The sequence below is a fragment of the Endobacter medicaginis genome (assembly GCF_014192375.1).
In the GTDB taxonomy this organism is placed as follows: Bacteria; Pseudomonadota; Alphaproteobacteria; order Acetobacterales; family Acetobacteraceae; genus Endobacter; species Endobacter medicaginis.
On the sequence record NZ_JACHXV010000037.1, the window covers coordinates 1 to 7,782 of the forward strand.

9 protein-coding genes and 1 pseudogene are annotated in these 7,782 nt (G+C 62.4%); 3 read left to right on the top strand and 7 right to left on the bottom strand.

Annotation, left to right across the window (positions count from 1 at the left end; all coding sequences use genetic code 11):
* Positions 1-224: 224 nt before the first annotated feature.
* Positions 225-1,130 (top strand): LysR family transcriptional regulator, encoded by a 906-nt coding sequence (locus FHR90_RS16530; RefSeq protein WP_176621743.1) that lies wholly within the window; start codon positions 225-227, stop codon positions 1,128-1,130.
* Between the two features lie 44 nt (positions 1,131-1,174).
* Here the strand turns inward: FHR90_RS16530 and FHR90_RS17250 are convergent.
* From FHR90_RS17250 to FHR90_RS16545, 3 genes and pseudogenes are all read right to left on the bottom strand, one after another.
* A pseudogene (locus tag FHR90_RS17250) lies at positions 1,175-1,633 on the bottom strand (zinc-binding dehydrogenase); the annotation flags it as partial.
* Positions 1,634-1,824: 191 nt separating this feature from the next.
* On the bottom strand, positions 1,825-2,247 hold the full coding sequence (locus tag FHR90_RS16540) for an ester cyclase (protein ID WP_176621744.1): 423 nt from the start codon (positions 2,245-2,247) through the stop codon (positions 1,825-1,827).
* A 37-nt stretch (positions 2,248-2,284) separates the two neighbouring features.
* Positions 2,285-3,295 (bottom strand): NADP-dependent oxidoreductase, encoded by a 1,011-nt coding sequence (locus FHR90_RS16545; protein ID WP_176621745.1) that lies wholly within the window; start codon positions 3,293-3,295, stop codon positions 2,285-2,287.
* 90 nt (positions 3,296-3,385) lie between these two features.
* On the opposite strand from FHR90_RS16545, the gene FHR90_RS16550 reads away from it, so the two are divergent.
* Positions 3,386-3,985 (top strand): TetR/AcrR family transcriptional regulator, encoded by a 600-nt coding sequence (locus FHR90_RS16550; protein WP_072493461.1) that lies wholly within the window; start codon positions 3,386-3,388, stop codon positions 3,983-3,985.
* A gap of 142 nt (positions 3,986-4,127) precedes the next feature.
* Here FHR90_RS16550 and FHR90_RS16555 read toward each other — a convergent pair whose 3' ends face one another.
* Entirely contained in the window at positions 4,128-4,925 is a 798-nt protein-coding gene (locus tag FHR90_RS16555; protein WP_276512458.1) for an AraC family transcriptional regulator, read from the bottom strand.
* Positions 4,926-5,025: 100 nt separating this feature from the next.
* Between FHR90_RS16555 and FHR90_RS16560 the strand changes: the two genes are divergently transcribed.
* Complete coding sequence (locus tag FHR90_RS16560; protein ID WP_176621747.1) at positions 5,026-5,961, top strand: NmrA family NAD(P)-binding protein; 936 nt, start codon at positions 5,026-5,028, stop codon at positions 5,959-5,961.
* Positions 5,962-6,068: 107 nt separating this feature from the next.
* Here FHR90_RS16560 and FHR90_RS16565 read toward each other — a convergent pair.
* From FHR90_RS16565 to FHR90_RS16575, 3 genes are all read right to left on the bottom strand, one after another.
* A protein-coding gene (locus tag FHR90_RS16565; RefSeq protein ID WP_176621748.1) for an IS3 family transposase occupies positions 6,069-7,240 on the bottom strand; the annotation gives its coding sequence in 2 pieces (ribosomal slippage) (positions 6,069-6,973 and positions 6,973-7,240; 1,173 coding nt in all).
* A 36-nt stretch (positions 7,241-7,276) separates the two neighbouring features.
* Positions 7,277-7,474: a hypothetical protein gene (locus FHR90_RS16570; RefSeq protein WP_176621749.1), complete on the bottom strand. Its 198-nt coding sequence runs from the start codon at positions 7,472-7,474 to the stop codon at positions 7,277-7,279.
* Between the two features lie 8 nt (positions 7,475-7,482).
* Positions 7,483-7,782, bottom strand: a 300-nt coding sequence (locus FHR90_RS16575) for a zincin-like metallopeptidase domain-containing protein (protein ID WP_246330346.1), incomplete at its 5' end; no start/stop codon positions are given.

Here is a 7,782-nt window from a genome sequence, read left to right on the forward strand (position 1 = left end):
GGTTCCGCTTCGCTCCACCTCCGACCGGCAATGGCGGCGGAGACGACAATGCACTAACACTCATCCCGGACCACCCAGTGGGGGCCGCTCATCCTTAACTGCCCGCCTTTTCCTTGCGGGATATCGGAAACAGGCAGGCGCAATTGCTTCGGCCACACCCTGAGCTTTGCAAAAATAGTCGGAAACGTGCATAATGGGAGAATACTTAAGGCGATTTGGAAGAAATGGTTCGTAACCTCGATGATCTGGCGGTGTTTGTCCGCGTGGCTGAATGCGGCGGCTTTTCGGCCGCCGCTCGGGCGATGGACCTCGCGCCGACCACTGTCAGCAAGCAGATCGCCCGGCTGGAACGGCAACTCGGAGCAACCCTGTTCGAACGCAACACCCGCCGATTGAAGATCACAGAGGAAGGCCGGGCCGTAGCAGAGCGGGCACGCGCCGCTCTCGCCTTGCTCGGCGAAGCCGCCGAGATAGCGCGCGCCGGATCGGGTGAACTGACGGGCACAATCCGCGTGACGGCCCCGGTGCCGTTCGGCAGCCGCTATGTGGCGGCGGCGACGGCCGCCTTCCGCAAGCAGCACCCGAAGGTCGGGTTCGAGCTGCACCTGACCGACCGCATCGTGGACCTCTATGCCGGCGACATCGACGTGGCGATCCGGGTAGCGAAGCTGGCCGATTCCCGGCTGATCGCACGTCGGCTTGCCGACAACCGGCGCATCCTCGTCGCTGCGCCCGACTATCTCGAACAGCACGGCGCCCCGGTCGAGCCCCGCGACCTTGCAGCCCATACCTGCCTCTTGTTCTCTTATCCGGGGCTGGGGCGGAATAGCTGGGCGCTGCACAGGGGCCGCGAGACGGAAGAGGTTGCGGTATCGAGCGATCTTGCGACGGACAGCGGCGACACGCTGCGGACGTGGTGCATCGCCGGCCTCGGCATATCGCTGCGGGAATTGTGGGACGTGGCCGACGAGCTGCGCGCCGGCCGCCTCGTCCATATACTGCCGGGATGGGAGGAAGAGGCCAACTCTATCAGCTTCGTGTGGCCGAAACGCGAACCGGTGCCCAAGCGGATCAGTGCCTTCAGCGACTTCCTCGCTCAACTTTGGCGTAATCCCCCGTGGGAGGCCTGAAGACTTGCTGTCGCAATACACCATTCCCAGCCCCCCCTCATTTTCTAACTGCGCAAGTCGATGACGATCTTCCCGAACGGTCCTCGTTCCAGGTGCACAAAAGCGGAGGGCACGTCGTCGAAGCTGTAGGTCTTGTCGATCACTGGCCTCACGCCATGCGCGTCGATGAACCGGACCAGATCCTCGAACGCCCGACGGTGTCCGACGGTGATGCCCTGAATCACGGCGCGTTTGAGCATCATCGGCACTGCCGACAGCACAATGTCGGCGCCCTTCAGAAAGCCGATCTGGGCGATGAGTCCGCCGCTGGACAGTGCGGCCGCCGACTGACCGATGTTATCGCCCCCAATCAGCTCCAGCACGTGATCGACACCACGCACATCGGTCAAACTCAGCGGCGCATCCGACCATTGCGACATCGCGCTGGTATCGATCGTATTCCACGCCTCGAGTGCCTTGGCCCGTTCCAGCTTCTCCGCGCTCCGCGACGTGACGGTGGTCCGGGCACCGAGAGCCGGGCGATCTGCAGCCCGAAAAGCGCAACGCCGCCCGTGCCCTGGACTAGCACCGTGTGGTCAGCTTGCAGCCTTCCCGTTTCTACCAGCGCGAACCACGCCGTGAGCGCCGCGACCGGCAAGGTCGAAGCCTCCGCGTCTGTAGACGACGGGCCAGAGACCTGGCAGCGCATTTGCGTTCAGCCAGATAGGCCCAACTGCTGCTGCATGATGGACGCCATATTGTAGCAGTGGAAAGCCACGACCTTTCCATCCATGACATGGAACACATCGCAGCAAGGAACATCTATCCTGTTCCCCGACGGCGGCAAAACTCCTGCGGGGGTGGCCAGATCGCCTGTATGTGTGCCGCGAATTGCAAGCTCAACGACAACGACACCGTCCATGACATAGATATTGAAAATCTCTCGGTGAATGTCCGGAAACGCTACTGCCATGCCGCCAGCGACCGTGGCGATATCTTTGCCACGAAATTCTTGTCCGGCCGGAACATTGCGAACATACCCGTCGTCTGAAAAGAATGAGACAAACTTGGCCAAATCCAAGGTAGCGCCCTCAGCGGCATCGTATAATTCCTTGATTATCTCAATATCATTCTGCATCGTCTGTTCCTTTCCATTCCGCATGACAACTTCTGTCCTAGCTTACCGTCAAAACGATCTTGCCTTGGATGTGCCCCTCGGCAGCTCGGGCGTGGGCCTTGCTCGCATCTTGGAGTGGAAACGTACTGTCGATCCCGACGCGAAGCGACCCGGCATCGAACAGCCGTGCGAGCTCGGCAAGCTGTGCGCCGTTGGAGCGGACCTGGGTCGTAGACACGGTGACACCGAGCCTTGCCGCCTCGTCGTGATCCGAGAAGCCCAGGAACACTGGAAACAGCGCACCACCCCGCTTCAGGGTACGCAGGAACCGGCCCGTTGATGGGCCGCCAAGCGTATCGACCACGAGATCGAGATCCCGAACCGCCTCTTCCGCAGGCGTTTTGGTGTAGTCGATAAACTCGTCGGCCCCAAGTCCACGCACGAACGCCTCGTGCCTGCTCGAGGCGACCGCGATCACATGTGCCCCCTTCCACTTGGCCAACTGTACGGCGAAGTGTCCGACCCCGCCGGCAGCGCCGTTGACGAGCACCTTCCTGCCCTGGAGCGGAACGGGACGGTGGAGTTCGGGCTGAAGGGGATTGGGCACGTCGTGACCGCGATCAATCAGGAACTGCCACGCAGTAAGCGCTGACATGGGAACCGCCGCGGCCCGCACGTGATCGAGACGAACAGGCTTGCGCGCCACCTCTGATGCAGGTGCGGTCACGTATTGGGCATAAGCGGCGCTCTCCCCGAAGCTCGGGAAGCGAACCATGCTGTAGACTTCGTCGCCGACAGCGAAGGGCTCTTCGCCGGGGCCAACTGCCTCCACCACGCCTGACACGTCGGTCCCAGGGATGGCGGGCAGCGGAATGGAAGGCCGCCACTCGGCAGGAAGAGCCTTCATTCCGTCGCGCAGATACCAGTCGGGCGGATTGATGCCAACCGCATGCACCCGGATAAGCACCTCGCCGGCCTTGGGCGTCGGCTTCGGCGCATCCTCGTATCGCAGCACATCGGGGCCGCCAAACTCGTGCAGTCGAATTGCCTTCATCATCGCGGTCGACATTGCGCTATCTCCTTAGGGCTAGGTACGCTACCATAAGCGGGGTGACGCTCCGTATATACGGAGCACCACCCCGTTTGGCAAGGAAGATGTATGCGAGCTGACGCTCGGAAGAACTACGATCAGCTTCTCGCCGCCGCGCGCGAGATCGTGGCCCGCGATGGGGCAGGCGCGTCGATGCGCGACATCGCCCGTCAGGCGGGTGTCGGTTTCGGGACCATGTACCGCCATTTTCCAACCCGCGAGGCTTTGCTGGAGGCTCTGCTTCGCACCGGGTTTGATGCCATGGCGGCACGGGCGGATGATTTGGAGGCATCTAGCGCGCCCGATGAGGCGCTCGTGACCTGGCTGCGCGAGACGATTGCAGCGGCCCACGCCTATCGCGGCGTTACGGCGTCCATGATCGCCGCCATCGAAGACCCCAGGTCGGCACTGCATGGATCTTGCGTTGCGATGCGCAGTGCTGGCGCCCGGCTACTCGCACAGGCGCAAGCCGCGGGATTGGCACGGAACGATATCGACGGGACCGACCTGTTCGCGTTTGTGGGCGCGCTGGCGTGGCTCGCGGACCAACCCGCGCTTGCGCCGCGTACCGACCGTCTGGCGGGTATCATCGTTGAAGCAATCTTGATGCGGGACCTCCGAAACCCAGGTGTCATGCCGTCCGAGCCGTCGAGTCCAGTAGATGGCTAGCTAGTGCTCAATGTCAGCTTCCGCTTCGGTCAACGCCTATTGGCGACAGCCGCAAGCCGTTGCTGACATTCTACCGGGTGGCGTCTTCAGGTTTCGGGCAGCCTTAGGATTGTCTGCCGCTGACACCTCGGATGGCGATGTCTCACGCCTGCCCAGCCCTCAACAGCCGATCGGCAAAGTAGCGTGATGGCGTGGTGCCAAGCGCTTTCCTGAACATGACGATGAAGGCGGTCGTGGATTCATACCCTAAGTCGCCTGCCACCTGTTGGACCGTCGCACCGCCGGCAAGTTCCCGCAACGCGATGACGAGATGGAGCTGGCGTCGCCAACGACCGAAACTCAATCCGGTCTCCTGGATCATAAGCCTCTTCAATGTTCGTTCACTGACTGCTACATGCTCAGCCCATTGGCCGAGAGTACGCCGGTCGCTTGGGTCTGCCAAAAGAGCCGCAGCAATCACGGCGATCTTTGGATGATCAGAGACTGGCAGCTCTAGCCTTTCACGCGGCATCAGCGCGAGCTCGTCGAGCATGACCCGCATGAGGCGACCAACATGAGCGTCGCGCCCATCCCGTTCTGGTAGGTCCGCTAACCGATGGATCATCTCCCGAAGCATCGGCGATACCGAAAGCGTGCAGCATTCAGCCGGAAGCTCAGCCGCGCCGGGCTCAACAAACAGGTATGTCAGACGAGCATTGGGCGTGACCTGATTGCTGTGAAGAGCGCCGCCGGGAACCCAGAGTCCGCAGTCCGGCGGAACGATCCAGACCCCGCTTTCCGCGGTGCACGTCACCGCGCCGTGGAGCGCGAGGATCAGTTGACCCTGCGGGTGCTGATGCTGGTGCCGCTCGGCTTCATAGTCAGCGAAGTCCACTCTGAACGCCATCGCCGGCCCATGCGAGAAGCTAAGATCTATGGCGGTGCTGCAGGCTGGCTTCATCAAAGGTTGGCCTGATTTCGATATCATATGGCATTATCTCCACTTTCTCCCATCAAGCAATCCTTTAAGAATCGGCTCAGCAAACTGTAGGAGATGAGCCATGCGTATCGCCGTGGTTGGTGCGACCGGCAGGATCGGCGCCAGACTGACCGAGAACCTCTTGGCCAAAGGCCATTCCGTCAAAGCTCTTTCAAGAGGAGGGCCTGCCCTCAATGCACTTGTCGCAAAAGGCGCAGAACCATTCTTTGGCAGCTTTGACACAGGGGATGGTGAGCTCGGCAGGTTCTTCGACGACGCTGACGCTGCGTTCCTGATGGTCAAAACTCTTTGGGCGGCGGAGGACTTTCATGGGCACTACCCTGCGGTCGCGCTTCGGTTCTTCGACGCTCTTCGGGACTCTCCGGTGAAACTGGTCGTGAGCCTGACCGCAATGGGGTCCGAGCTCAGCGGAAACACCGGCCATTTCCAGGGTTTCCATATGCTGGATCAGATCCTCAACCGGTTACGCGACATCAATCTGGTGCATCTGCAGGGCGGATGGTTCATGCAGGACCTGGCGAGGTGGAGCGACGCTATCGTGCGGCACAATAGGATCGGCTGGACGCTTGCGCCGGACGTCAAAGCGCCTTGGGTTTCCATTCAGGACATCGCGGATTTCGCGGCGAACGAGTTCGACGCGCCAACGGGCGAGCACCGGTCGGTGAAGCAACTGGGCATCGATTACACGATGGCCGAAATCGCCGCGATCATCGGCCGGGCAGTCGGACGAGAGGTAGACTATCGCTTCGTCGACATGCGCGATCGCGAGGTCGAAACGGTATTCCGGGAGAGGTTCGGAACGCTCGATCGGTGGGTCTATGACAAGAACACCGCAGCGGCTCTTAACGATGGGAGGGTCAAATTTCGCGATGATCGTCCGACACTCCCCACGACAATTGACGCTTTCACCAGAGACACCCTCAAGCCGCTGATCGAGAAGGCCCGGACGGATGGCGTAAAACCAGAGACCTTCCTGACGTGGAGTTCGCAAAGATAAAATGCAGCAGCCCAGGAATGGCGAATGTGAAAGGCGTTCGTCATCGCCGCGAGCCCAGGCGGCCGAGGCTGCCTGGACTGCCCGCGATGACTGGTCCGGTTGGGTAGTTAGTTGATGTGCGCCTCCGATGCCAGCCTGGCGGGGAGGCGGAGCGTAGCGGAGCCGAGCGGCCAGGCTGGCATCACCACCGTTTCCGGTGCCGGCGGGCGATAGCCGAGGCTGCTATGCGGGCGGGCCCGGTTGTAGTGGTCGCGCCACCAGCCGGTGACGGCCCGCACCTCCACGAGGTTGTAGAAGATCTCACCGTTGAGCAGCTCGTCGCGCAGGCGGGCATTGAAGCTTTCGATGTACCCGTTCTCCCATGGGCTGCCCGGCTCGATGTAGAGGGTGGTGACGCCCAGCCTGCCCAGCCAGTCGCGCACGGCGTTGGCGACGAACTCGGGACCGTTGTCTGACCGGATATGCTGGGGCGGCCCATGCTCGATAAACAGGTCGGCCAGCACGTCGATCACGTCGTTCGACCGAAAGCGCCGCAGCGGCACCATCGCCAGGCATTCCCGGCTGAACTCGTCGATGACGTTGAGCATCCGGAACTTGCGCCCGTTATGCGTCTGGTCCTCAACGAAGTCGTAGGACCACACATGTCCGCGGTGCTGCGGGCGCAGCCGAATGCACGAGCCATCGCCCAACCACAGCCGCCGACGCTTCGGTTGCCTCTTCGGCACCTTCAAACCCTCCCGCCGCCAGATCCGCTCGACCACCGACAGGCTGACCCGCCGGCCCACATTGCCCAGCAGGGCATGGATGCGGCGGTAGCCGTAGCGACCGTACTCGGTGGCCAGCGCGACGATGTCGGCTGTCAGCCGTTGCTCGTCAGCGTCGCCCTTCAACGCACGACGTTGCGTTGAGCGGTGCTGGCCGAGCACCTGACAGGTCCGCCGTTCGGACACCGACAACACACGGCGGACCTGCTGGATCGCTTCCCGGCGACGGGAGGGGCTCAAAAACCGAGCTTGGACGCTTCCTGCAGGATCGCCTTGTCCAGCGCCAGGTCAGCGACCAGCTTCTTCAGCCGGACGTTCTCGCGCTCGAGGTCCTTCATCCGCCGAGCCTGATCGACCTTCAGGCCACCATACTCCTTGCGCCATCGGTACAGCGTCTGCTCCGCGATGCCGACCTGCCGGCAAGCCTCGACCGCCGTCGCCCCTCGGCCAACCAGCACATCCACCTCACGCAGCTTCGCGATGACCTGCTCCGGCGTAAACCGCTGACGTCCCATGCCCCTCTCCAATCCTCGCGCCCCGAAGGGCTCTCTTCAGGTTTGGACCAGTTTCTCCAGGGCAGACCAGAACCGCGACTTCGGGAACCCTTCCGAGATGAAGGCCAGCAGATCGTTGCCGAACTTCGCCTTGTCGGCCGCGGTGCTGAACCGCGTCGGCACGAAGGCGTCAGGTAGAAGCCGAGGCGAACGCAGACGCGGCCAGGCGATGACCGCTGCGAGATCCTGGGTCATGGGAGCACCTATGCGGCGATGGGTTCAGCGGATCCTGCGTCCTCGGTGGCGAGGTCCTGCGCGGCGAAGTCCGGGTGGAAGGCAAGGCAGTAATCGACGGCACGCTGTGCGGCGGCGGCGGCCTTGAAGATCGCTGTCTTGTCGGCTTTCAGCCGTTGGAGCCAGTGCCCGACATACGAGGCGTGATTGTCGATGTCGCAGGGCAGGCCGAGCGTCATGCCGATCTGGCAACTGCCGAGTTCGGCGATCATCTCCTCGAAGGCATAGCTCGCAGAGCCGAACGTTCCGGACAGGTCGCGCGCCAGGCG

Excerpts from the sequence above, each read along its gene's own strand:
- FHR90_RS16530 (WP_176621743.1), top strand. The coding sequence starts at position 225 with ATGGTTCGTAACCTCGATGATCTGGCGGTGTTTGTCCGCGTGGCTGAA.
- FHR90_RS16545 (WP_176621745.1), bottom strand. The coding sequence starts at position 3,295 with ATGTCGACCGCGATGATGAAGGCAATTCGACTGCACGAGTTTGGCGGC.
- FHR90_RS16540 (WP_176621744.1), bottom strand. The coding sequence starts at position 2,247 with ATGCAGAATGATATTGAGATAATCAAGGAATTATACGATGCCGCTGAG.
- FHR90_RS16550 (WP_072493461.1), top strand. The coding sequence starts at position 3,386 with ATGCGAGCTGACGCTCGGAAGAACTACGATCAGCTTCTCGCCGCCGCG.
- FHR90_RS16570 (WP_176621749.1), bottom strand. The coding sequence starts at position 7,474 with ATGACCCAGGATCTCGCAGCGGTCATCGCCTGGCCGCGTCTGCGTTCG.
- FHR90_RS16560 (WP_176621747.1), top strand. The coding sequence starts at position 5,026 with ATGCGTATCGCCGTGGTTGGTGCGACCGGCAGGATCGGCGCCAGACTG.
- FHR90_RS16555 (WP_276512458.1), bottom strand. The coding sequence starts at position 4,925 with ATGAAGCCAGCCTGCAGCACCGCCATAGATCTTAGCTTCTCGCATGGG.